Here is a 24,243-nt window from a genome sequence, read left to right as displayed (position 1 = left end):
TTTTTAAGTTAGCCTCAATTGGCCAGTAAAGCTGAAATCACGACAGATGCATAGATGACTCTTCTTGTTTAAAGGTATTCTGGATTTTTTCAAAAAAGGTTCCACACATTAACCCTTTGCCACTCCCCTGCAAAGTCCTTATAATTGAGCACAATTTTTCTCTAATTTTAAGTGGATGACCATGAGTCGCGCCATATCGCATATTGATACCTTCCAAGGCTTAATTCTTGCCTTACAAACTTACTGGGCGGAGCAAGGCTGTGTAATTTTGCAGCCTTACGACATGGAAATGGGCGCAGGAACATTCCATACAGCGACTTTCCTTCGTGCTTTAGGGCCTGAAACCTGGAACGCAGCCTACGTTCAGCCGTCACGTCGTCCGAAAGATGGCCGTTATGGCGAAAACCCAAACCGTCTGCAACATTATTACCAATTCCAGGTGGTACTGAAGCCAAACCCGGACAACATCCAACAGCTCTACCTTGACTCGCTTAAAGCGATTGGAATCGATCCACTGGTACACGACATTCGTTTTGTCGAAGACAACTGGGAATCGCCAACCCTCGGCGCTTGGGGTCTAGGCTGGGAAGTTTGGCTCAACGGCATGGAAGTGACGCAGTTTACTTATTTCCAGCAAGTGGGCGGTGTTGAATGCTACCCGGTAACAGGTGAAATCACCTATGGTCTTGAGCGTCTTGCCATGTACTTGCAAGGTGTAGACTCGGTTTACGATTTAGTTTGGACCAAAGGTCAGTTCGGTACGGTTACTTATGGCGATGTGTTCCATCAAAATGAAGTTGAGCAGTCAACTTATAACTTTGAATATGCAAACGTTGAAAAAATGTTTGAGTTGTTCGATTTCTACGAAGCTGAAGCAACACGTTTAATCGAAGCTGAACTACCATTGCCTGCTTATGAGCAAGTGATTAAAGCCTCACACTGCTTTAACTTATTAGATGCACGTGGTGCGATTTCGGTGACTGAACGTCAACGTTATATTTTACGTGTGCGTACTTTGGCACGTGCCATTGCAAACAGCTATGTGGCAGCGCGTGCGAAATTGGGCTTCCCGATGGCTGAACCTGAGCTTCGTGATGAAGTGTTAGCGCAGTTAAAAGCACAAGTTGAAGCGGAAGCAAAAGTTGAATCTAAGGAGAGCAAATAATGTCTAAACATACCGTTTTGTTCGAATTAGGCTGTGAAGAACTTCCACCGAAAAGCCTTAAAAAATTACGTGATGCATTGCAAGCAGAAACCGTAAAAGGCTTAAAAGATGCTGGTCTTGCTTTTGATTCTATCGAAGCCTATGCAGCACCACGTCGTTTGGCATTAAAAATTAAAAATGTTGACGGCGCGCAAGCTGACACGCAAAAACGTTTCGACGGCCCTGCAAAGCAAGCAGCCTTTGATGCGGAAGGCAACCCAACCAAAGCTTTAGAAGGCTTTATGCGTGGTCAAGGCATCACGGTTGATCAAGTATCGACTTTCCAAGCCGGTAAAGTTGAAAAAGTGTGCTACTTGAAAGACGTGAAAGGTCAAAGCCTAGACGCTTTACTCCCGCAAATTTTACAAAATGCCTTGGACAACCTGCCAATTGCAAAACGCATGCGTTCTGCGGCGAGCCGTACTGAATTTGTACGTCCGGTAAAATGGGTGGTATTGCTTAAAGACAACGATATTGTTGATGCAACCATTCAGGATCACAAAGCAGCTAACGTGACTTTCGGTCATCGTTTCCATGCACCTGAAGCAATCACTTTAACGCATGCTGACGAATACTTAGCAAAATTAAAAGCAGCGCATGTTGTGGCTTCTTTTGAAGAACGTCAAGCCATCATCGATCAGCAAGTGAAAGCATTGGCTGATGAAGTCAATGCCATTGCAATTGTACCAAGTGACCTTCGTGACGAAGTAACAGCATTGGTTGAATGGCCTGTTGCGCTTCGTGCCAGCTTTGAAGAACGCTTCCTTGCTGTTCCGCAAGAAGCATTAATTACCACCATGCAGGACAACCAAAAGTACTTCTGTTTAGTGAATGCTGACAATAAACTGCAACCGTACTTCATTACGGTGTCGAACATTGAGTCGAAAGACCCGACACAAATTATTGAAGGTAACGAGAAAGTGGTTCGTCCACGTTTGTCGGATGCTGAATTCTTCTTCCTGCAAGACCAAAAACAACCGCTTGCTTCTCGTAAAGAGAAATTGGCGAACATGGTGTTCCAAGCAGAATTGGGCACGCTTTGGAACAAGTCTGAACGTATTGCAAAATTGGCTGTTGCTTTAGCGCCTATTACGGGTGCAAATGCTCAAGACGCTGAAAAAGCAGCGCTTCTTGCAAAATGTGACTTAACCTCTGAACTTGTGGGTGAGTTCCCTGAACTTCAAGGGATCGCGGGGACTTACTACGCACGTCTTGAAGGCGAAAATGATGAAGTTGCTGAGTCTTTAGGCGAGCAGTATTTACCTAAATTCGCGGGTGACGTTTTACCGAAAACCAAAACAGGTACAACCATTGCCCTTGCGGATCGTTTAGATACTTTGACGGGTATTTTTGGTATTGGTCAAGCGCCTACAGGCTCTAAAGACCCGTTTGCACTTCGTCGTTCTGCGATTGGTATTTTACGTCTAGTCACTGAAAATGAACTTGATGTATCAATTGAAGATTTGATCAAACTTGCTTTAGCTGCTTATGGCGATGTATTGAAAGATCACGACAAGACTTTAAATGATGCTGTTGCATTCTTAGAAGGTCGTTACCGTGCCAAATACGAAGATCAAGGCGTTGCAGTTGATGTGATTCAAGCAGTTCAAGCGTTATCGCCTAAATCACCGCTTGATTTTGACAAGCGTGTCAATGCGGTCAATCACTTCCGTGCCTTGCCTGAAGCTGCTGCCCTTGCTGCTGCCAACAAGCGTGTTGCCAATATTCTTGCAAAAGAAGCTGCACCTGAAGGTGAAATTGTTGAAGCAAGCCTGGTTGAAGATGCTGAGAAAGCATTGTTCGCTGAACTTGCGAAAATCACACCTGTGGTTGAGCCGTTATTTGCTGCCAAAGACTACACTGCTGCACTTTCAGCTTTAGCTGCACTTCGTGCGCCAGTCGATGCGTTCTTTGATGGTGTAATGGTGATGGCTGATGATGCTGACTTGAAAGCAAACCGTTTACGTATGCTTGCTCAGCTGCGTGATTTGTTTACGAAAGTCGCTGATATTTCGGTGTTACAGCACTAAGTTCCGATTTAATAAAAAACCCGCTTTAAAGCGGGTTTTTTATTTCATACTTTTCATCAATTTCAACCATTAAGCTTTTGAAATAGTCATTTTTTTCATTAAGATAAAAATTATATATTCGTCCAGCTCGTTCATCATTGCTCCGCATTGCTTTTCTCATTAACTCGATTGCAACTAGATAATCTTCAATTTCATTAAACCAATATTCACCATGTAATAATCGATTTTCTAAAGATTGTTTTAACGCTAAATATTCTCTCTGGATATTATCTAAAGCTGTATAAGCAAATAGTTTATTCTGCTCATCATAAATACTATGAATTTTTTCAAACCAATAAGAAATTGGCAACAAGCCAACTAATTTTTCATTTTCAAATTTCTTTTTAACTTCATTTTCCATAATAATTATTTCTTTATTCAGTCTTCTCAAGAGAACAATTGCTTCATCTAATTGCTTCTTGAGTAACTCATAAATAGAAATTTCTTCATAAACTGTATCTTCTTTCTTTTTAGAATATCTCAACAAGTCAAAACCAGATTTATTAATTGTGATACGAGAAATAAAATTATTAAATTCATCCTTATCTTTTTCGCTTCTTCCTCCTTCATTATTTAGGATTGTGTGCCCAATCGAAGCATTCCGAACCTTACGGATCTTTTTCAACTCACTATTTGCTTCCCATTGAACTTTGAATACTTCATATAGATGCTTCAAGCTATCTTGTTGAAGAATGAAACATTGTAAAATTCCATAGCAATGAATGTATTTAAGCCCTGTTTCTTTAGGAAACTCCGTTTGCAGATAATCCTTAAAGGCTAAGGATGTGTCTCCTAACACATCTAAAGCACTGCATAGCATCCACCATCTGTGCTTATCATTTAATAATTGGTAATGAAGAACTCCACAATTAATATAATTACGCAGCTGATTTTCTAAATTTTCTATTTGATCTAAAGAGTCTAGTAGATGATCCATACTTATATCTATACGGGTAGAGTATTCTTTAAAATTAGTTTTCAAATCATAGGCAATTTCATCTGAATTGCCTATACTCAACCTAACAACACTCAACAAGAAAGAATCATATGAAATTTAAAGCTCTTATTTTGACGGGTCTTGCGAGTATCGCAGTTACAGCTTGTACATCTGCACCAAAAATCCCGCAGCTTGAAGTTGGCGTCTTACAGGAAGTACAAAACCTCGAAGTATCTCCAGAAACCACCAACAACAAGGCAAAACTGACCAAGTTCCTCGACAAATGCGTGATTGAATTTACCGGCGATCTTGGCAATAACCGTGTCGTTGAACAATGGTCATTTAAAGGCCTTACCCTGATGGATGCAGGTTCAGCAACTTTCCAGCGCGACGGCACCAGCACTGCACAAAAGTTTGATCTACATGCCAAAAATGTACAAAAAAACTTTATTTCACTCCGCCATCACTTTGCCAAAGATGCATTAACTCAATGTGACTAAGCATCCTGCCCTGTTTTTATTCAGAAAATGGGGCAATTCTTTATCTAAAATAAATAAAAACCGGTTTCATATCTCACCGCGCCGTCTTTCATTACAAAAAAGCTAAATTGTACTTCTTGGAAGTGCTCGCGAATCCATCAGATCTTCATTGTTTTCGTGAAATTATCCGCTACACTCAAAATCAAACAAAAGATCGCTATTTGACTACTTCGAGGTCGATCACATTATGATGATGAAAAAATCTATTATTCTCGGCACTGCATTTTTAATCTGCATTCCGGTATTGACACAAGCTGCAACCGAATCAGAAGCACAAACCAGCAAACCTATTGCGCCATATGGCACCAATCCAAATCTTTTGCATGTCTTTGCCTATAAAGCTCAGGAAGGCGTCATCAATACCGCAGAAAAAGTCGGTGAAGTGACTGAAAAAGGCATTGCCAAAGTCAAACCAGGTGTAGATCGTGCTTGGGGAAATACCAAGGCAGCGGCTTCAGAAACCGCACAAAAAGTCGATCAGGGAGCTACGCAAGCAGCCCAACAAACCAATCAGAAAATCCAGAAAACCAAAGAAGTGTGGCGCGCCAACCCTCAACAAGCAGCACCGATTGTGCAACAGCCTTTGAGTGAATCCTCTGCGCCTCAGCAAACCACAACACCGCAGATGCAGCCTCAATCCGGTTCCGGCACTGCCACCAGTTATGCAGTGACTGATTTATAAGAAAAGCCCGTCATGGGCTTTTTATTTATCTTTCAGCAAAAAATATTCACTTCAAGAGAAGGGTTAAAAATCAATTCACCTGCCGTATCGGCTGGCCATTTTTAAAAGCTTCAATATTTTCGACCATCTGATTCACAATGCGCTGCCGTGCATCAACACTGCCCCAGGCATTATGCGGCGTCACAATCAGGTTTGGAATTGTAGCATCAAGCAGGACATTGCCTTCTTTCGGTGGCTCAACCGTTAAAACATCGGTCGCTGCACCAGCAATCTGACCCTCACGCAGCGCCTGCGCCAAGGCTGCTTCATCGACAATACCACCACGCGCACAGTTAATTAAAAATGCGCTTGGCTTCATCGCTTCGAGTTCAGCATGACTGATCAAATGTCGAGTGTCTTCAGTAAGTGGACAATGCAGACTGAGAAAATCAACTTGAGCAAGCAACTCGGTAAATGGTACACGGGATGCATCTGCTGGACGGTTTGGCAGCGCCGCAATGAGAACTTTCATGCCAAAAGCTTCAGCCAGTTTCGCCACCGCATGGCCCAGTTCACCATAACCGACAATGCCCAGTGTTTTTCCGGCCAGCTCGACAATTGGCGCATCCAGCAAACAGAATTGTGAAGATTTTTGCCACTGGCCTTGTTGTAGCGCATGTTGATAAGACAGAAATGAAGTGGCCAGATTGAGCATTAACATTAAAGTATGTTGCGCAACCGCAGAAGTACCATAGGCCTGACAGTTACAGACCACAATGCCGCGTGCTTTGGCCGCAGCCAGATCGACATTATTGCTGCCGGTCGCAGAAATCAGGATCAGTTTCAGTTCAGGAGATTGCTGAATGGTCGCAGCATCAATCAGTACTTTATTGCTAATAATGACCTCAACCTCGGCCACGCGGGAAGCAATCTCGGCAGCCGAAGTCGTTGGATACAACACAAGCGGATCAAAGGCTGCATGCAGTGCCTGAAAGTCCAAATCCTGTTGGTCTAGAGAAGCATAGTCTAAATAAACGGCTTTCATGGCTGTTCCCTCAATCCTGTTGAACCATTGATCTTTATCATTTAAAACAAGTCATTGAGGCTTTTCAAGCAGTTTCCGCTCTGCCAATCTTAATCTAGCGGTTTATCGAGATGATTGCGCAATGAACGCCGGATTTTATAGATCACATACACCGCCAGAATGATCATGAAAATAATCGATGCACTCATCATAATCACGGCTGGATGTACACTTTCTGCATGTGCCAGATTGGGCAGCGCTAAACCGACCATGAAACAGACTTGTATCATCTGGGCAGATTGCATCATATAGAGACCCTCTGGTTCGTTTCAACTATCGGGAGCAGTACGGGTGGATATTATTTGTACCGCCTATCTCTATATTATGCCTAGCCAATCACATGTCAAGTAATTGTTTTTTATTAAAAAATAAAGCTAGTTTATCTCATTGTGCGTCACAAACTGCGTATTTTTGTCACTTTCATCGATAAAGGCCGCAGCGCCATACTCATTGGTACTTAAATTCAAGTGCTTATAGCTGAACATATAATAATCGCTATAACGTTTCATGAGAATCGGGTGCATGCCCAGACTGAGTTCATCCTGCTCCTTGATCAGTTTCATGACATGCCGGTCATTCATCACCACCAGATAACGCTCATCATTCAAGCTGATGCTCAATAGGCCATTGCCTTTGGCATAAATCGGAATCAGGAATTTATGGTTCAGGGCAATCGCGCCTTCTGCATAACTTTCGATTTTATGACTGATGACATTAAATACCAGACCATGTCCATATTGATCCAGAAGCAACTGACGATTTTCCTGCGGCAAATTGACATGAATGCCGAGCTTGAGCAGGTCATGCTGATCGACCTGTTTATTTTGCAATAATTCTCTTAAGATCACCTGTTTCTGGCTGGCATCAAAAAACTGATTATCCAGTTGCAGATCATTATTTTTCAGGATACGCCCCAAGGCCATACGATGGCGTGGCAAAACATTTTCAATGACTTTGCGATAATAGAACTTGCTGTTTTTCTTGACCCGACGCATTTTCTGGTAAAAATAACTCGGTTCGTAATCATGTACCAAAAAGTCATACAGCAATTCGGAACTGGCCAGAACGGCAATGGCATCATGTCCGGTAAATGGCAAATGCAGCACATGATGCTGCGGAATCAGGGCCTGTAATTTCAGATAATGCGCACGGTCTTCGGCACAATACGGATCATAAACAATAATATATTCGCACGTGCTATCGATATCTTCGGCTTCAACCCGCATTCCTGCATTCAGCTCTGGTTGATAGAACATATTATAGCGGGCATCGTGTACATCATCCGGATTGATCGAATATTGCGGCACCATCGCCACCACGCGCTGCACGCCTAAGGCGCGGGAATACTTGATCGCGGCATAGCCACCCATCGAGCCACCATAGGCAACCCGCTGCTGAAACGGCGCAATCAGTTCAGCCACTGCCTTTAACATGTTCCACATGGAACCTTGCGGGAACCAGGACTTGTGCTTGGGCATAATACCCAGAACATTGAACTCGAATTTCTGTAGCGACTTTTCTGCATTGATGTTGAGGCCCTTGGCACGGGTAATCAAATCGCCAAATGAAAAAATCAATTCTGAAGATGACCCCGGCATAAAAATCGCGCGTATATGCTCATCTTCAAAAACAATCTGCTTGTCCATAACTTTCCCGTGCTGGTAAATCGAACCCTTCCACAACAATTCAATCAATGAATGCTGTCAAAAAAGTGAATATGCTATTTTATATCGATCAAAAAGATTAAAAAGCGCAAAATATGACACAATCATTACATCCGGCAGCAAAACGGGGTTTTAGTGCATCTGCCGAGCTGTATCAGCAAGTGCGTCCCGATTATCCGGCAGAGATCAGTCAGTGGCTGGCCGATACTTTGACTTTGCCTGTCGATGCGCGTCTTTTGGATTTGGGCAGTGGAACCGGCAAGTTTATTCCTTATTTACGCCCGCTCAGTAAAAACATCATCGCTGTCGATCCGGTTGCGGAAATGCTGGCACAATTAAAACTGGCCCATCCGGACATTGAGGCTGTTGAAGGCCTGAGCCATCAACTCCCCTTGCCTGATCATAGCCTGAATGCGGTATTTTGTGCACAGTCATTTCACTGGTTTGCGAATGCAGAGACCTTACAGGAACTCAACCGAGTCCTCAAACCCGATGCTTATCTGGTTCTGGTCTGGAATCAGCGGGATACCCGGGTAGCCTGGGTTCAGGCACTGGCAGAGTGTATCGCCCCATTAGAAGGTGATACCCCGCGTTATCAGAGCGGAGCGTGGCGCAAGGTATTTGAACAACAAACCCTGTTTCAGCCGTATGCAGAAATCAGCATGACTCGGCAACAACAGGGCAGTGTGGAGCAGGTGGTATCAAAACGGCTACTCTCGACCAGCTTTATTGCAGCCATGCCAGCATCCCGGCAAGCACAGCTCAAACAACAGTTTGAACAGATTATCTGGGACTATACAGCCAAAGGTATAGAGGAAATGATTGATTTTCCTTATATTACTCATATATACGTATTTAAAAAAACTAATTAAAAACAGGAGTCAATCATGCATAAAATATCAGGAATGACACGCACTGCCCTGTTTGCAGCAGTCATGCTGCTCATGGCATGTGACCAGAAAACATCAGAAAGTACCGAACCGGCTGCAGACAGTACGGCTTCAGATCAGGTGATGCAGGAACTGAAAACCGAGCCGCTGAAAGACTTCCCCAAAACCACTGAGGATCCACATGATATTGCAGTACTGACCGATTATGAGCAACGTTTTCAGGAAATGAGTGCGGAGCTGGAAAAAGAATTAAACAGCATGCGTGATGAAGATAGCTTGAGTCCGGAGTTTATTCAGCAACGCCAGCGCGATCATGTACAGTCAGCCCTGAATATGCTGAAGGATTTAGAACTGAAAACCGAACAGGGCCGTTATATTCAGGGCATGATGTATCAATATTGGCAACATCAGGACAAATTGGTAAATAGTCCTGAGACTCAAACCAAAACAGTGAATGAGGCCAGTGAAAGTGTCAAAGGTTTAGGGAAATATCTGCATGCGCAAGAGCAACTAGAACGCTGGCGTTCGCAATATCCGGATCTGAATGCCAACACAGCACCTGCCCGCCCAGCCAGTTAATTCCATGGAGCTCATTGCTTGCACCCAGCTTGACTAAAATACACAGCGAACATCTAAGCTCGACGGGTGCATACAGGCACCTTGAATAAGCATGATACTGTCCAGGCTTGGTCTGCATTTCAGAATAAGGGCTTTTTCTCCCTCAGCATAAAATGACTTAGCTGGCCTTTAGGAACTGATGCACCCCTTGACCTGCCGCCCGGCCTGTAGCAAAACAGGCTGTCAGCAGATAACCTCCAGTCGGTGCATCCCAGTCCAGCATTTCCCCACAAAGAAATACATACGGATTGGATTTAAGTTGGAGCTGTTCCGACAGCACTTCACGCTTGACCCCACCTGCACAGCTAATCGCTTCTTCAATCGGACGAAAGCCTGTAAGTGGAATGGTCAAATGTTTTATCTGCTTGGCTAATTCAGCAGCATCTTGCCACCAAGTCTTGGCCACCAGTTCACGCACCAAAGCCGCTTTGGCACCATCCAATCCGGCTTTACGCCAAACATTGCTTAAAGACTGCTTCTTAGTCGGCTGTAATTTTTTCGCCAATTGCCCCACACTTTGGTCAGGAAATAAATCCAGACTCAGTTGTATTTGCTGACCTTGTTTTAGCTGTTCGCGTAAACCTCTTCCCTGCTTATAAATCAAACCACTTTCAAGCCCATAATGACTGATCACAATGTCACCCGTGGTTTTTTCACCTTGCCCGACCCAGGCTTCTACACGTTTTAAAGGCTGACCAAAGACTGGCTGCATGAACTTGGACCATGGATATTCCACCCCGGCATTACTGGCCTGAAAAGCCTCAATCTCATCGGGTTTTAACCAGGCTTGCCATGCGCCGTCACTGCCCAGTTCTGACCAGGATATTGCGCCACAGGCCAAAATAATTGCATCAAATTTTTCAGTGCGAAGTTCATTATTTTTTAGATCGTGCAGCTCAAGCTGTTGCTGATGCAGTCGGCTGACTTTATGCCGGTAATGAAACTGGATGCCATGACTGGCCAAGCGCTTGAGCCAGGCACGCAGCAAGGGAGCAGCTTTCATCTCTGTGGGAAATACCCGACCGGATGAACCAATATAAGGCTCAATGCCTAGTTCCTGCATCCAGTTTTGAATCCAGACAGCATCCCACTGTTTGACCCATGGCGACAACCAGTCCACCTGATCATAACGCTGCACAAATTGCTCAACCGGTTCCGCATGAGAGATATTCAGGCCGGTTTTGCCTGCCATCAAAAATTTACGTGCAGCAGACGGTTTTTGCTCATAGACGTGCAGCTCATAATCAAACTGACTAAGGACTTCTGCGGCCATTAACCCGGCAGGGCCAGCGCCAACAATGGCAATACGTTTGCTCATCTGATTATTCCGCGATGCTAGCATTCTGCCCTTGCAAAGGCTGGAAATCATCAAACCGTGTCACATAAGCTTCAGGTTTAGTAATAATAAGTTGCTGACACAATTCCCCACGTTCCAGATATTTAATTTCAAAATGGGTGCGTGCTGAATCCTGGGCAATGACTTCTTTAATAAAAGGTAATTTCCACAGTTGTTCTGCCTGCTGTTCTGCTTCTTCGATATAGGCAGGAATATTACTGGCCAATGTAATGGTTCCACCCGTCTTTAAACGGGAAAGTAAAAACTCAAAAAATGGCATATTGACCCAGCGCTGCGCCGGATTATGTGGTTCCGGATTTGGATACAAAATAAAGAATTGTTCTACCTGCTCTGGATACAATGCATGCACGATCCACGGCAAAGCATCGGCATGAACGGTCTGTAAATTGGCCTGACCTTCAATCCCGTGCTGTTTTTGCATGGCCAGGAATTTTTCGCGGGTACGTTCAATCGCAATCAGTTGAGTATCGGGGTGGGTCTTGGTAAATAACAAAGCATGTTTGCCTTTACCCGCCCCGACTTCGATGCAGACCGCTTCAGGACTGATGCTTTGAAAATCACGGGGTGCATGCATACGCTGTGCTTGAAATTGACGAATCGGCATAATCAGATCAAACTAATAAAAACCGCATAAGTCTACCAAGTGCGGCTATATTTGCCTAATCGAAGCTTTATTTTTCTTTGGAGTTGATCTCATGCCCACTACTTTAAACTGTCCGCGCTGTGGCAAACTGACGACTTGGGAAGAGAATGATTTCCGTCCTTTCTGTTCAGAACGCTGTAAGATGATTGACTTGGGCGCATGGGCCAATGAAGAATATAGCTTGCCTACTCAAGATGCACCGCAGGCGGACACTTCTGAGGATTAGAAGTTCTTTGCAGTAAAAAATATTTCTAAACTGAAGACTATGTAGAAAATTAGCTAAAAATCACATAAAGTTTATAAAATCACCCTGAAAAGCCAACACGAATTAACACCATTCATCGTGCCTTAGCATTATTGTTCTACTTTAAATCTTCACATTATTTTTAGAGCAATAATATGAGCTATATTATTTTAAAAGTCATATTAGTTGGGGTTGGTCTACTGGCACTTCTCTCTCTGGGAGTCGGTATTTTCCAACAAGATAGCTTATTTATTGTACTGGGTGTACTTTTTGCTTTTATGGCCTGGCTAATTCACATGCAAACTCGTCAATTTAGCAGTGATCCATTTTCAAAATAAAAGACCAAGGATACTTGGTCTTTTATTCACGTCGATATTTAACCCGCTTTGCCTGCAACAAAGGGATTATGCTGCTTTTCAAAACCAATGGTGCTGATCGGTCCATGTCCTGAAATAAACTGGGTTTCATCCGGCAGGCTAAAACATTCACGCTGAATTGAATCCAAGAGCTGCTGATGATCGCCACGCGGGAAATCCGTACGGCCAATCGAGCCTTTAAACAGCACATCGCCCGTCCATAACAGGGCATGATTGCTATTATAAAACATCACATGGCCCGGGGTATGCCCTGGCGCGAAACGCACCTCAAATTCTTCATCACCGAGCTTCAGTATTTCCCCCCCTTCCAGCCATTGTGTCACTTCAACTTTTTCTGGAATCGGAAAACCATAACGCGCTGAAACCTCTTGAATCATGTCCAGCCAGAAAGCATCTTCCTTATGTGGCCCAATTACTGGTACATTCCAGGCCTTTTTCAAGGCGCCTACTGCACCTGCATGATCCAGATGTCCATGGGTCAGCCATAAAGCTTTCACGGTTAAGCCCAGAGCTTCGACCTCAGCTTTGAGTTTTTCAGCTTCGCCCCCTGCATCAATCAAAATGGCTTCTTTCGTGTCCGTATCCCAAATGATCGAACAGTTTTGCTGAAAAGCAGTAACCGGAACAATTTTGACTTGTAACATAGGGCAAAAAACCTCGGAAAAATTAATGAGCAAGCGTTTGTGTCAATGCCTCCAGATTAGCCTGTAGCAAACTGTTCAGCAATCGCAAATGATCTTCACGGCTATTTAAAGCAGGAATATAACGATAACTGCCTCCCCCCAGAGATTTAAAAGTTTCGGCATTTTCTATGGCCAGTTCCTCAAGCGTTTCCAGACAGTCAGCCGAGAATGCCGGACTCATCACCTGCACGGATTTCACCCCCTGTTTGGCCCAGTCTTCCAGCACAACATCGGTATAGGGCTTAATCCATTCCTGTTTGCCAAAACGTGACTGAAAGCTAATCGCATATTGCTCTGCACTCAGCCCTAACGCCTGTGCAACCAGTTGTCCGGTAATACGACAACGATCGGCATAAGGATCGCCTTTGTCGGCATAAGGCTGCGGAATACCATGAAAAGACATTAACAGTTTTTCCGGCTGACCATGTACTGCCTGATAGTCACGCACGCTTTGCGCCAGAGCCTGAATAAATAAAGGATGTTGATAATAATCCCGAATGATGCTCAAACCAGGCAAATTGCGTTGCTTCACCACCCATTTTGCCAGGGCATCATAGAGAGGTGCAGTCGAAGTAGCAGAATATTGGGGAAATAGTGGAAATAAGATCACATGGTCCTGCGGCTGTTCAGACACTCTGGCCAAAACCTGCTGAATATTCGGATTGCCATAAGTCATTGCTGGCACCACATTCAACTCAAACTGCGGATAGAGCGGGGTCAAATGAGTTTTGACTGTATTGACCTGTTGCAACAGGATTTCACGCATCGGTGAATCCTCTCCCCAGACCTGTGCATAGGCCTGTGAAACCCGCTTAGGCCGAAATGGCAAAATGAATAAACGCAGGATAATTTGCCAAATGGGTTTCGGAATTTCAATCACCCGCTGATCAGACAAAAACTGCTTCAGGAAACGGCGTACTGCTGGAATCGTGGGCGCATCTGGCGTACCCAAGTTGGCCAATATAATCGTCACTTTAGCTTTAGCAGGAGAAGACATTCAGTTTATCCGTCATGGTATCAACCCCTGTACTTTAACAGTTTTTGATTGATTCTCTATATGGATTAATACACTGACTTAGATTGAAAAGTACGATCTAAATCCAGCAAACTGCTGTCCAGTAATTTTTGAGCTTTCGGCGTAATCTGCCAGAGCATGCGCTGGCGGTCATCCCGACCTGATGGCACAATCCAGTCATTCTGGCGCATCTGAATTTTCAAGCTATGCAAGGCACGAATATTCATCTGGGCACGAGCCACGGCATGTGCACGTGGCATTTCTGCCCGTGCATCTTCCAGACCGTTTTCATTTAAATATTCATTCATCCGCTTGGAGAAAAACTCTTCCGGTGTCGGATTGACAAAGGTAGAGCCCAGCAGGGCCAATAATTGCGCCCAAGTCAGCTTCTTCTGAACTTTAATTTCCTTAAAGTTTCCATCCTGATAAGCCTGCATCCGGTATTCAAAAGAAAAAACTTCATGCATGGATACTTTAGGCAGGCTCAGGAACGGATCTATTTCCGCCGTTCCACCATCACGCTCCAGTTGGCTCACTTTAGCCTTAAGCTGATCAATCTCGTCATGCAGCGCCTGGGTATTTTGCGGACGCACCCATCCGGTCACCGGATAACGCTCCAGCATTTGCGGCATATTAAAACGTACTGCCATTTCCAGATCGCGCAAGCTGCGATAAGTAAAGACCTGGTCTACTTCCTGCTGCAGTAATTGACGAAATTCCTTAAACTTTTCCCGTAATTCCGGCTTGGTATCATGTAATGAGCTTTCACGTGATGCCGGATCGTCATGCATAAACACAATAATCGGTTTTTGCTTGGTCACTGCATAGATGTATTCGAGGTGCATATAACCGACACCCGAGACAGACTGTTCCCCATACTGACTGCCTAGCAAAATCACTACATAGTCACAATCATCAATCTGGCGGCGTGAAAAAGCAGTATTCAGCGGCGTACGCTGTTCCAGTCCCCAAGAGAAGAACCCCATACCCACTAATGTTTGAGACAAAATGATACGTTCCGGCTGCATTTCTGCCCCAGAGGTTGAGATGAACACTTGGTATCGTTTATCCAGCATGGGCTATCCTCTTCTCCTGTACATTTGCATAAAAAATGCATGAATTCATGCATTTTGACACAATATGACCACCCCAAAATGAAAAAATATCGTTCTTTTAAAATTATAAAAATGAGTTTTAAACTGCACTCATATTACTGATCTGCCATTTTAAACCGGCAGGAATCAGGTGCTGCAAAACCGGCCGGAGCTGTTCAGCATTCTGCCCACTCACCACCAATTCAATTTTCACGCTTTCTTTACGCTCATGCTCAAATAATAACTCATTTTTAATTAAAATTCGGGCCGTTTGTCTCGCAACTGCGAATCCTGAGTCAATTAATGTCAGCTTTTGACCAAAAATATACTGAATTGACGCTTTTAGGAAGGGGTAATGCGTACATCCCAGTACTAAATAATCAGCGCCTTGATCCACAACTGGTTGTAAAATCTCTATTAATGTTTGCAGACAGGCTTCACTCATCTGCTCTCCAGCCTCAACAAAAGGTACCAGTTCCAGACTGGTCACAGGCAGGACTTTAACCTGAGCCGGTTCGGCAAAACGGGAGATCACATCTTTAATCAGTTGCCCGCGAAAAGTGGCCGGTGTTGCCAAGACCGCAACTGTTTTCGACTGGGTATTCAAGACTGCAGGTTTAAGTGCTGGCACCAAACCGATAATTGGAAAGTTCTCGCCATAATAGTCACGCAAATAATCCAGACTAAAGGCAGAGGCCGTATTACAAGCCACGACTGCCACTTTACAGCCCTGACGATACAGCCATTCAATCGCCTGAGCAGTCAGGCTACGGATTTCCTGATCATCTCTCGGGCCATAAGGCACATGTGCAGTATCGGCATAATAGACAAAGCGTTCATTCGGCAGATGGCGGGCAATTTCCAGAGCCACCGACAAGCCGCCTACGCCCGAGTCAAAAATACCAATCGGCGCATCTGCTGTTGCGTTGGGCATCGGGTCTAATAGCGGAGAAATGGGTTGAATGGCGCTCATAACGGTCTGAATTGCGGTGTCAAAAACTCTAGCGACCAAGCTTAAACCTCAGGTGCTCAAATGCAAGTCTAAATCGCCACTTTTCAAACTTAAAACGGCTTCACCTGCCGGATTTTCATCAAGCTTTCCCATCTCGACCAGATGCAAAAATGCGGCACGCTGGATCAGGGCATTGATTCCAAAACGTACATGCACATAAGGTCGCAACTCATCTTTATATTCACGCATAAAGATCGGATGTTCAGCATCCACAATAATCAGGTCTTGGGTTGTGGTGCCCAGTTGTAAATAACTCAGTCCATTAATCTCGACCTGATCGACCTGATTGACCAATAAAGGTTCATCTTCCACTTCAATTTCAATCATTTCTACCGGTGTTTTTAGGTAGAATTTTCCCTGCTCTTTCCAAAGGACGGTTGCAAACAGGTTAATCATGGCTTGGCGTTTGATCAATTGACCTTCGTGCCACCATTCTCCATTGGCCAAAACCTTCAGATCCATTGTGCCACAATGCTTTGGCTGCCATTGCTCCAAAGGGGGAATTGACCTTTTGTGACCGCCCTGTGCATCTTTTAAGTATTGCGCGATATCCATTAAATTTTTATCATCAGGAGAAGTTACTTTTTTCGTCAGATGTTTGCTGGGTACTGGCTTATCCATAAAAGAAGACCTTAATGACGGAAAAATAATATGTTTCAGCCAATTGGCTAAAACTCGGTTTAAAACTATACTAGCCCAGATTATCAAAGACACCAGTATTTTTGTGTCTAGGAACCAAGAACACTTATGGCAGCACCCAATCATCCGATTATGGTTGCCACCGAATAGTAATATGAGGAGTCCTACATGGAACACATCGAACGTGAATCGATGGAGTTTGACGTCGTCATCGTCGGCGCAGGCCCTGCGGGTCTATCTGCTGCGATCAAAATCCGTCAACTTGCAATTGAAAACAACTTAAATGATTTGTCCGTTTGTGTCGTAGAAAAAGGCTCCGAAGTTGGCGCACATATTCTGTCTGGTGCTGTGCTAGAACCGCGTGCCATCAATGAATTGTTCCCGGACTGGAAAGAACAAGGTGCGCCGCTCAATGTGCCGGTGACTGAAGATAAAACCTTCTTCCTGCTTTCAGATGAAAAATCACAAGAAGCACCACACTGGATGGTGCCAAAAACCATGCACAATGATGGCAACTACGTCATCTCGCTCGGCAATGTGGTGCGCTGGTTAGGCCAAAAAGCAGAAGAACTGGAAGTTTCAATCTTCCCGGGCTTTGCCGCCTCAGACATTCTGTATCATGCAGATGGTACGGTAAAAGGCATCCAGACCGGTGACATGGGCATTGGTAAAGATGGCGAACCGACGCATAACTTTACTCCGGGTTATGAACTGCATGCCAAATATACGATTTTTGCTGAAGGCTGTCGTGGTCACCTCGGTAAACGTCTGATTGAACAGTTCAATCTGGCCAAAGATGCAGATCCACAGCATTACGGGATCGGCATTAAAGAACTCTGGGAGATTGATCCTGCCAAGCACAAACCAGGTCTGGTGATGCACGGCGCCGGCTGGCCATTGAATGAAACCGGTTCTTCAGGCGGCTGGTGGCTGTATCACGCTGAAAACAATCAGGTGACTTTGGGCATGATCGTGGATCTGTCCTACACCAACCCGCATATGTATCCATTCATGGAAATGCAGCGCTGGAAAACCCATCCTTTAATCAAGCAGTATTTAGAAGGCGGCAAGCGTATTTCTTATGGCGCCCGTGCCGTGACCAAAGGTGGCTTTAACTCGTTACCGAAGTTCACTTTCCCAGGTGGCTCTTTAATTGGTGATGATGCCGGCTTCCTGAACTTTGCCAAAATCAAAGGCTCACATACCGCAATGAAATCCGGCATGCTCTGCGGTGAAGCGGTATTTGAAGCGATTGCGGCTGGTGTGGAAAAAGGCGGTGATCTGGCGGTTGCACGTGTGGTTGAGGGTGACGATTTCTTTGTTAAGGAACTCACCGCTTATACCGACAAGTTCAACAACAGCTGGCTCAAAGAAGAGTTATACAATTCACGTAACTTTGGCCCGGCGATGCACAAGTTCGGTCAATGGATGGGTGGTGCATTTAACTTTATCGACCAGAACGTGTTCAAAGTACCATTTACCCTGCATGATCTGGTGCAAGACCATGCTGCACTAAAAACCCAAGCCGCTGAAAGCTTCAAGCCAAACTATCCAAAACCGGATGGCAAGCTGACTTTTGACCGTTTATCTTCTGTATTTGTATCGAATACCGTGCATGAAGAAAACCAGCCTGCGCATTTAAAGCTGACTGATGCCTCTATTCCGGTTGAAGTAAACCTGCCTAAATGGGATGAACCGGCGCAGCGTTACTGCCCGGCGGGTGTCTATGAAATCATGGAAAATAATGACGGTTCAAAACGTTTCCAGATCAATGCAGCCAACTGTGTACACTGCAAGACCTGTGACATTAAAGATCCGTCTCAGAACATCACCTGGGTAACACCGGAAGGTGGCGGTGGTCCTAATTACCCTAACATGTAATTCGGATAGTCCTTGCGCGAGCTCATACCCTAACATGTAATGTTAGGGTAATCTTGCGAATGAGGAATATATTCCGCAAGTTCTCATATCCGAATATTTAAGCTCTCATGAGAACAAAATAAACCCGCTCGAAAGCGGGTTTATTTTCTGGAGAATGGCGATAATATTATTTTTAAGATCGAATAGGAACTCTTATCAGATCATAAATTTCAAAAAAAATTCGGCCAATTTAGCCGCCCTTTTTCACCAGATAATGAAATTCTTTATTGCCGTTTTCATCCAGACACTCTTCCTGCAACAGCAATTCATGTCCCAAGTGCATGCAAAATTTTGGAATATCCCAAGAGGTTGAATTATCGGTAGCAAACACCTCAACCACATCACCGGCTTTAGATTTACGAATGGCCTGATGCAACATCATGACTGGCTCAGGACAACGTAAACCTCGGGTATTTAATTGCAGGCTTGGGATAATTTCAGTTGGGGACATCGATAGACTCAAGAGTGGAAGACTGAAAATATTTTAGCATAATCCCGCTCGGGCATTGCGGCTTTGCCAAAGTACACACGACTAAACGCAGCCCTGACTGATACGATCATGCCTGCACATCATATTTACAATAGACAAGCGTATTTTCTGCGGTATGATAAAACCACGTTTTTTTAGATATTAAGAGTCTTCAGGAAAAATCATGCACGAGGAATCAGGCCCGTCGTGGGGTATGCGCGGCTTACGTAAATGGCTGGGAACTGCACCCGAAACTCGCGACGAACTGCTAAAATTAGTACAAGATTCACGTCGATTTTTAGAACCCGATACTGTTGCCATGCTTGAAGGTGTACTTGACCTTCCGGCAACCAAAATTCGCGAAGTCATGACGCCTCGCACGTCGATGATCAGCTTACAGGAAGATGACCAACTGCTGGATATCCTGCATGTGTTGGTCGAATCTGCGCATTCGCGTTTTCCGGTCTTTTCCTCCGATCAAACCGATAATGTGGTCGGCATTCTATTGGCCAAGGATTTATTGCCTTTTCTGACCGAACCAACCTCCAAAGTCGATATTCGCGCACTGATGCGTCAACCCTTATTTGTACCAGAAAGTGCCCGTTCGGATCAGGTGCTACGCATGCTGAAAAACACCCAGACCCATATTGCCGTGGTGATTGATGAATACGGCACCACATCCGGAGTGGTGACGCTAGAAGATATTCTGGAAGAAATTGTCGGTGAAATTGAAGATGAACATGACAATGCCGATGAAGAAGCACAGTTCATTGTTCCGGATAACGATCCAAACACCGCCAATACCTGGATAGTACAAGCTCTGACCCCGATTGAGCATTTCAATAATATGCTGGATGCGAATTTTTCTGACGATGAAGTGGAAACCATGGGTGGCTTGTTATTACAGGAAATTGGTCTGGTGAACGATCTTGAAGGCCAGACCATTGAACTGGAAAACTGGCAATTTACCATTCTTGAAGCAGATTCACGCTCTATTCACCTAATTCGAGCCGTGCGCCAATGAGAGCGTATTTCGACAAGCTGTTGAGTTCTGATCAACAGCAAAAACCGTTGCCGCTGATCTATCCTGTTTTAATTGCCTTATTTGCAGGTGCTATCTTCAGTTTGGCATTGGCTCCCTATCATTACTGGTGGCTGGCCATCCTGTCTCCGGCACTGCTCTATGCCTGCCTGCGTGGACGTAGTGCCAAACAGGCCTTTGGAATTGGCTGGGCCTATGGAATTGGCCTATGGTTTGTGGGCGCATTCTGGCTGTATACCTCAATTCATGTCTACGGCGATACCAGTGCATTTCTCAGTGTTGTAATGATCTTGATCATGGCACTGGTGATGGGCCTGTTTAGCGCCGTTCAAACCTTTGTCTATCGCCGCTTTTTCCCGGAAACCCCTTTGACCTTTGCCCCGCTTTGGGTTCTGTTTGAATGGTCTAAAACCTGGGTCTTTACCGGTTTCCCGTGGTTGTTTGCCGGCTATGCTTTTACCGAACGCTACCTAGATGCCTATGCACCTCTGTTTGGGGTGTTTGGAGTATCTTTTGTCGTGATTATTCTGGCCTGTGCACTGGTCGAAATTCTGAACCGACGTCTGTTCTGGGCGGTTCCTGCTGCAATTTTACTATTCGGTGCCTGGGGCGCGGCTCAATTGAGTTTTGTGCAACCAAAGAATGAAAAGCCGCTTACGGTTTCTCTGATTCAGGGCAATATTCCGCAAGATCTGAAATGGCTGACTGAATATCAGGTAAAAACTTTATTGATTTATGCCAATCTGAGCAAGACCGAATGGGGCCGTGACCTGATTGTCTGGCCAGAGTCCTCGATTCCGATGTTCCAGACCGATATTGAAGCTTTTCTCGAAGCGATGAAAGTACAGGCTGAAAAATCCGGTACTGCATGGGTCACCGGCATTCCGTATTGGGACTTACCAGAATCACAAGCTGCGGGTTATCCGAAATATTACAACAGCATTATGGCCACGGGTGATGAGTCGGAGGGTTTGTATAAAAAGCAGCGCCTGGTGCCCTTTGGTGAATATATTCCGCTGTCAGGCTGGTTAAGCTGGGTATTGCCAGGTCTACAGAATGATCCCTCTATGAGCGGCTTTACCCGTGGGGCGGACAATCAAAAGCCCTTGAATGTGAAAAACCATCCTTTAGGTTCCGCAATTTGTTATGAGGTTGCTTATCCAAACCTGACACGCCGCAATGCCAGTCAAAGTGACTTTTTAGTTACGGTCTCGAACGATGCCTGGTTTACCGGCACGGCAGGACCTTTGCAGCATCTACAAATGGTGCAAATGCGCGCCAAGGAAAATGGCCGCTGGTTTATCCGTGCCACCAATACCGGCGTGACCGCCTTTATTGACCACAATGGCCATATTGTGAAAAAAGCCCCGATGGATCAGGAAGCGGTACTGCGGGGTGAACTTCCAGCCATGCAAGGTGAAACGTTGTATATGAAACTCAGTGATTGGCCGGTGATGATCTTTTCAGTTTTACTTTTGCTGGTGGGATGGCGCTTCCGTCCCCGTAAAGTGGATGTCAGTTTTAAGTCGAGAAGATAATTTCTTCAAGTCCCTCTTTTACAAAGGGAGATTTAGGTGAATTCCTAGATATAACATCTTATCAATCTCTCCTAAGCTCCCTTTACGAAAGGGACGGACACTCAAGGCAATAAAAAACCGAGGTCAATGCCTCGGTTTTTTATATTTCAAATTTTAGAACTGAACTGCTAGATAAGAAATCATACTGGCGAGGGATAACATTGGAAGATAGCGGTAAGTTTGCACCATCATATTTTCGAATACAGACATCTGCCGTTGTTTTAATTGCAATACCGAGGCTTTCAATGCCGACCAGAAGCACAATGCAAATAATGAACTCATCAAACTGATGGCAAAAAAACCTACCATAATCTGGCTGCTACCCTCGGTAGTCTGCCATAAATGCAGAATGCCCTGACTAATCGGTAACATGCTTAAAACCAAAAGAATAGATTTCAGCATCGACCAATGAAATTGGTTTATTTCATCCCCTAAGATTAATGCTTTCATATTCTTCTCCGTTGGCTCGTCAAGTGCCGTTCAGATCATTATGAGCCTTTTTGAGTAAATAGAAAGTCTATATTTATTCATATTTTACGATAATTGTAATAGATAAATATGGGAATAATTCTTATTATAACTCGCATATACAAATTATTAATTAATTACAATAAATATCAAAAACTTAGATTATAATTTATAATTAAGAGTTATTATCACTTCACTTAGTATTGAAAACATCTATTAAGTGAAGTGATATATTCCATCTATTGAGAGTTTATATTGATTCTCAATCAAGGCTGATAATAAATATCAGCATCGGTGCCTTCACCACCCGACTGACCATCTGCACCGAATGAATACAGATCAAAAGTACGACCATTTGTGCCCGGCATCACATATTGCAGATCATTATCCCAACTGTCTTTAGGATAGCCGCCCTTGACATAGCCGCCCGGCAACCAGTTTTTCGCAGTCGCTGGCTGATTCACCAGTGCATCCAGACCACCTTCCTGCATGCTTGGATATTTGCCATTGTCCAGCTTATATTGGTCCAGTGAACCAGCAATACTCTGTAACTTGATCACAGTGGTATCCACTTTGGCCTTTTCACCGCGTCCCATCACGTTCGGTACAATCAGTGCAGCAAGCACACCGAGAATCACAATCACCACCATCACTTCGATTAAGGTAAAGCCCGTCTGTTTATTTAATTGATTCCTTTTCATTCAATCTCTCTCATTCATTTGCATCATTCACAACATTCAATTTAATTTTAATACCACAGGAATTTTAACTTGATTCTGTTTAAATCATATTATTCATATTGACGATTGGCAGCATCACCGCAATCACAATGACCAAAACAATACTGGCCATTAGCACCAGCATTAAAGGTTCCAATAAGGCCAGTAAAGTCGAAATCAGCGTGGTGACTTCCCGATCCTGCATCTGTGATGCACGCTCCAGCATGCGATCCAGTTCGCCCGAGGCTTCGCCACTTTTGATCATTTGTACCATCATCGGCGGAAAATAACCACTGCGCTCCAGCTGGGTTGCCAGGTTGCCGCCTTCGGTGACTTTTTCCGCTGCCAGATTGACCGCATCACGAATCACCCAGTTATTACTGACTGCAGCGCCAATCCGTAGGGCATCGACCAGAGGCACGCCTGACTGGGTCAAAATGGATAAGGTACTGGCAAAACGTGCGGCATTAATCCCGCGTGATAATTTTCCAAATAAAGGCAGTTTCAGGGTTAAACGGTCGAAGGCATAATGCCCGGCTGTGGTTCTTAAGAATCGTATCAGCAGGGAGATGCCCAAGAAACCGCCAACCAAGAGAAATGGCCACGCAATACGAATAAAATCACTGGCTTTCATCAAGGCGACCGTAATCCACGGTAAGGCATCTTTGCTTTGATCAAAAGTCTTGACGATATCTGGCACCACATAAGTCATCAGCCCCATCACGATGGCAAAAGACATCAGCATCAGAATAATTGGATAGACCATCGCGCCTTGAATTTTTTTCTGCATGGCAAAACGGTTTTCGGTATAGTCAGCCAATTGATCCAGAATCAGATCCAGATGCCCGGAACGTTCACCGGCCGCAATGGTGGCAATATACAATTCTGGAAACCGCCCGGACTGTTGCAGACCCTGCGCCAGACTATGCCCCTCCAGAACCTTGGAACGCACCGACATCAGCAGATTTTGTACATGTACTTTTTCGCTTTGCTTGCCGACGGCGCGGATGGCTTCTTCCAGCGGAATCGCGGCGGCGACCAGGACAGATAATTGCCGGGTCATTAAGGCCAGATCATAAGCGGTAATGCTTTTTTCAAACCATTTCCGCCGATCATGTTTGTCTTTTTTCTCGACAGGATCAACAGAGACCGGAATAAGTGCTTTATCCCTTAACTGTTGCCGGATCTGACGTGCAGAATCCCCCTCCAGCACGCCTTTTTGCTGCTTTCCTGAAGCATCAAGCGCAATAAACTGATATGCAGGCATTGTAATGCTCTAATTTTCCAAAATTTTGCTTAACGCTGTTGCGTCAGACCA

Annotated in this window: 26 protein-coding genes; 11 read left to right on the top strand and 15 right to left on the bottom strand. The window is 44.7% G+C overall.

From position 1 onward, the window contains the following. The first annotated feature begins 181 nt into the window (after window positions 1-181). Window positions 182-1,165, top strand: a complete 984-nt coding sequence (gene glyQ / locus GVV58_RS06295) for a glycine--tRNA ligase subunit alpha (RefSeq protein WP_005095400.1) — start codon at window positions 182-184, stop codon at window positions 1,163-1,165. Continuing rightward, window positions 1,165-3,234: a glycine--tRNA ligase subunit beta gene (gene glyS, locus GVV58_RS06290; protein ID WP_159516197.1), complete on the top strand. Its 2,070-nt coding sequence runs from the start codon at window positions 1,165-1,167 to the stop codon at window positions 3,232-3,234. The genes glyQ and glyS overlap by 1 nt, the downstream gene beginning before the upstream one ends. 25 nt (window positions 3,235-3,259) lie before the next feature. Here the strand turns inward: glyS and GVV58_RS06285 are convergent, their stop codons facing one another. Then, on the bottom strand, window positions 3,260-4,309 hold the full coding sequence (locus GVV58_RS06285; protein WP_159516196.1) for a hypothetical protein: 1,050 nt from the start codon (window positions 4,307-4,309) through the stop codon (window positions 3,260-3,262). A gap of 11 nt (window positions 4,310-4,320) precedes the next feature. On the opposite strand from GVV58_RS06285, the gene GVV58_RS06280 reads away from it, so the two are divergent. After that, the gene (locus tag GVV58_RS06280; protein ID WP_005095392.1) at window positions 4,321-4,710 is read left to right on the top strand and encodes a hypothetical protein; all 390 of its coding nucleotides are present in this window, start codon (window positions 4,321-4,323) and stop codon (window positions 4,708-4,710) included. Between the two features lie 226 nt (window positions 4,711-4,936). Continuing rightward, on the top strand, window positions 4,937-5,431 hold the full coding sequence (locus tag GVV58_RS06275; RefSeq protein ID WP_159516195.1) for a hypothetical protein: 495 nt from the start codon (window positions 4,937-4,939) through the stop codon (window positions 5,429-5,431). 70 nt (window positions 5,432-5,501) lie between these two features. Here the strand turns inward: GVV58_RS06275 and GVV58_RS06270 are convergent, their stop codons facing one another. From GVV58_RS06270 to GVV58_RS06260, 3 genes are all read right to left on the bottom strand, one after another. Further along, window positions 5,502-6,455, bottom strand: a complete 954-nt coding sequence (locus tag GVV58_RS06270) for a 2-hydroxyacid dehydrogenase (protein WP_159516194.1) — start codon at window positions 6,453-6,455, stop codon at window positions 5,502-5,504. Between the two features lie 89 nt (window positions 6,456-6,544). Further along, the gene (locus GVV58_RS06265; RefSeq protein ID WP_005172920.1) at window positions 6,545-6,742 is read right to left on the bottom strand and encodes a hypothetical protein; all 198 of its coding nucleotides are present in this window, start codon (window positions 6,740-6,742) and stop codon (window positions 6,545-6,547) included. Window positions 6,743-6,868: 126 nt separating this feature from the next. Beyond that, window positions 6,869-8,140 (bottom strand): hypothetical protein, encoded by a 1,272-nt coding sequence (locus GVV58_RS06260; protein ID WP_159516193.1) that lies wholly within the window; start codon window positions 8,138-8,140, stop codon window positions 6,869-6,871. A 113-nt stretch (window positions 8,141-8,253) separates the two neighbouring features. On the opposite strand from GVV58_RS06260, the gene GVV58_RS06255 reads away from it, so the two are divergent. Both GVV58_RS06255 and GVV58_RS06250 read left to right on the top strand, forming a co-directional pair. Next, window positions 8,254-9,030, top strand: coding sequence for a class I SAM-dependent methyltransferase (locus GVV58_RS06255; protein ID WP_159516192.1), 777 nt, complete (start codon window positions 8,254-8,256; stop codon window positions 9,028-9,030). 15 nt (window positions 9,031-9,045) lie between these two features. Further along, window positions 9,046-9,627, top strand: coding sequence for a hypothetical protein (locus tag GVV58_RS06250; protein ID WP_005095379.1), 582 nt, complete (start codon window positions 9,046-9,048; stop codon window positions 9,625-9,627). Between the two features lie 157 nt (window positions 9,628-9,784). On the opposite strand, the gene GVV58_RS06245 is transcribed toward GVV58_RS06250, so the two are convergent. Both GVV58_RS06245 and GVV58_RS06240 read right to left on the bottom strand, forming a co-directional pair. Continuing rightward, on the bottom strand, window positions 9,785-10,984 hold the full coding sequence (locus GVV58_RS06245) for a TIGR03862 family flavoprotein (protein WP_159516191.1): 1,200 nt from the start codon (window positions 10,982-10,984) through the stop codon (window positions 9,785-9,787). A gap of 4 nt (window positions 10,985-10,988) precedes the next feature. Beyond that, window positions 10,989-11,633 carry an SAM-dependent methyltransferase gene (locus tag GVV58_RS06240; RefSeq protein WP_171063366.1) on the bottom strand — a complete coding sequence of 215 codons (645 nt, stop codon included), beginning with the start codon at window positions 11,631-11,633 and terminating at the stop codon, window positions 10,989-10,991. Between the two features lie 85 nt (window positions 11,634-11,718). Between GVV58_RS06240 and GVV58_RS06235 the strand changes: the two genes are divergently transcribed. Both GVV58_RS06235 and GVV58_RS06230 read left to right on the top strand, forming a co-directional pair. After that, complete coding sequence (locus GVV58_RS06235) at window positions 11,719-11,892, top strand: DNA gyrase inhibitor YacG (RefSeq protein WP_005095374.1); 174 nt, start codon at window positions 11,719-11,721, stop codon at window positions 11,890-11,892. Window positions 11,893-12,065: 173 nt separating this feature from the next. Continuing rightward, the gene (locus GVV58_RS06230) at window positions 12,066-12,248 is read left to right on the top strand and encodes a hypothetical protein (RefSeq protein WP_005095373.1); all 183 of its coding nucleotides are present in this window, start codon (window positions 12,066-12,068) and stop codon (window positions 12,246-12,248) included. A 38-nt stretch (window positions 12,249-12,286) separates the two neighbouring features. On the opposite strand, the gene GVV58_RS06225 is transcribed toward GVV58_RS06230, so the two are convergent. The 5 genes from GVV58_RS06225 to GVV58_RS06205 all read right to left on the bottom strand — a co-directional run bounded on the left by GVV58_RS06225 (window position 12,287) and on the right by GVV58_RS06205 (window position 16,712). After that, window positions 12,287-12,931 (bottom strand): MBL fold metallo-hydrolase, encoded by a 645-nt coding sequence (locus tag GVV58_RS06225; protein WP_159516190.1) that lies wholly within the window; start codon window positions 12,929-12,931, stop codon window positions 12,287-12,289. Window positions 12,932-12,953: 22 nt separating this feature from the next. Continuing rightward, window positions 12,954-13,967: a ferrochelatase gene (gene hemH / locus GVV58_RS06220; protein WP_159516189.1), complete on the bottom strand. Its 1,014-nt coding sequence runs from the start codon at window positions 13,965-13,967 to the stop codon at window positions 12,954-12,956. A gap of 65 nt (window positions 13,968-14,032) precedes the next feature. Beyond that, on the bottom strand, window positions 14,033-15,061 hold the full coding sequence (locus tag GVV58_RS06215; protein WP_005095369.1) for a DUF4062 domain-containing protein: 1,029 nt from the start codon (window positions 15,059-15,061) through the stop codon (window positions 14,033-14,035). 118 nt (window positions 15,062-15,179) lie between these two features. Continuing rightward, on the bottom strand, window positions 15,180-16,052 hold the full coding sequence (murI, locus tag GVV58_RS06210; protein ID WP_159516188.1) for a glutamate racemase: 873 nt from the start codon (window positions 16,050-16,052) through the stop codon (window positions 15,180-15,182). A gap of 48 nt (window positions 16,053-16,100) precedes the next feature. Beyond that, the gene (locus tag GVV58_RS06205; protein ID WP_159516187.1) at window positions 16,101-16,712 is read right to left on the bottom strand and encodes a DUF1285 domain-containing protein; all 612 of its coding nucleotides are present in this window, start codon (window positions 16,710-16,712) and stop codon (window positions 16,101-16,103) included. 186 nt (window positions 16,713-16,898) lie between these two features. Between GVV58_RS06205 and GVV58_RS06200 the strand changes: the two genes are divergently transcribed. Then, window positions 16,899-18,611, top strand: a complete 1,713-nt coding sequence (locus tag GVV58_RS06200; RefSeq protein WP_100355489.1) for an electron transfer flavoprotein-ubiquinone oxidoreductase — start codon at window positions 16,899-16,901, stop codon at window positions 18,609-18,611. A gap of 229 nt (window positions 18,612-18,840) precedes the next feature. Here the strand turns inward: GVV58_RS06200 and tusA are convergent, their stop codons facing one another. Continuing rightward, window positions 18,841-19,101: a sulfurtransferase TusA gene (tusA, locus tag GVV58_RS06195; protein ID WP_005172942.1), complete on the bottom strand. Its 261-nt coding sequence runs from the start codon at window positions 19,099-19,101 to the stop codon at window positions 18,841-18,843. 202 nt (window positions 19,102-19,303) lie between these two features. On the opposite strand from tusA, the gene GVV58_RS06190 reads away from it, so the two are divergent. Both GVV58_RS06190 and lnt read left to right on the top strand, forming a co-directional pair. Continuing rightward, window positions 19,304-20,143: a CBS domain-containing protein gene (locus tag GVV58_RS06190; RefSeq protein WP_159516186.1), complete on the top strand. Its 840-nt coding sequence runs from the start codon at window positions 19,304-19,306 to the stop codon at window positions 20,141-20,143. Continuing rightward, window positions 20,140-21,699, top strand: a complete 1,560-nt coding sequence (lnt, locus tag GVV58_RS06185) for an apolipoprotein N-acyltransferase (protein ID WP_159516185.1) — start codon at window positions 20,140-20,142, stop codon at window positions 21,697-21,699. The genes GVV58_RS06190 and lnt overlap by 4 nt, the downstream gene beginning before the upstream one ends. A gap of 153 nt (window positions 21,700-21,852) precedes the next feature. On the opposite strand, the gene GVV58_RS06180 is transcribed toward lnt, so the two are convergent. The 3 genes from GVV58_RS06180 to gspF form a co-directional block, all read right to left on the bottom strand. Then, entirely contained in the window at window positions 21,853-22,188 is a 336-nt protein-coding gene (locus GVV58_RS06180) for a hypothetical protein (protein ID WP_100355491.1), read from the bottom strand. A 284-nt stretch (window positions 22,189-22,472) separates the two neighbouring features. Next, complete coding sequence (gspG, locus tag GVV58_RS06175) at window positions 22,473-22,907, bottom strand: type II secretion system major pseudopilin GspG (protein ID WP_005095357.1); 435 nt, start codon at window positions 22,905-22,907, stop codon at window positions 22,473-22,475. A 79-nt stretch (window positions 22,908-22,986) separates the two neighbouring features. After that, window positions 22,987-24,192, bottom strand: a complete 1,206-nt coding sequence (gene gspF / locus GVV58_RS06170; protein WP_074383949.1) for a type II secretion system inner membrane protein GspF — start codon at window positions 24,190-24,192, stop codon at window positions 22,987-22,989. Window positions 24,193-24,243: the final 51 nt, after the last annotated feature.

Source organism: Acinetobacter sp. 18QD2AZ41W (assembly GCF_009829025.1).
GTDB lineage: Bacteria > Pseudomonadota > Gammaproteobacteria > Pseudomonadales > Moraxellaceae > Acinetobacter > Acinetobacter pseudolwoffii.
This window is presented reverse-complemented; position numbering and strand designations above follow the sequence as displayed.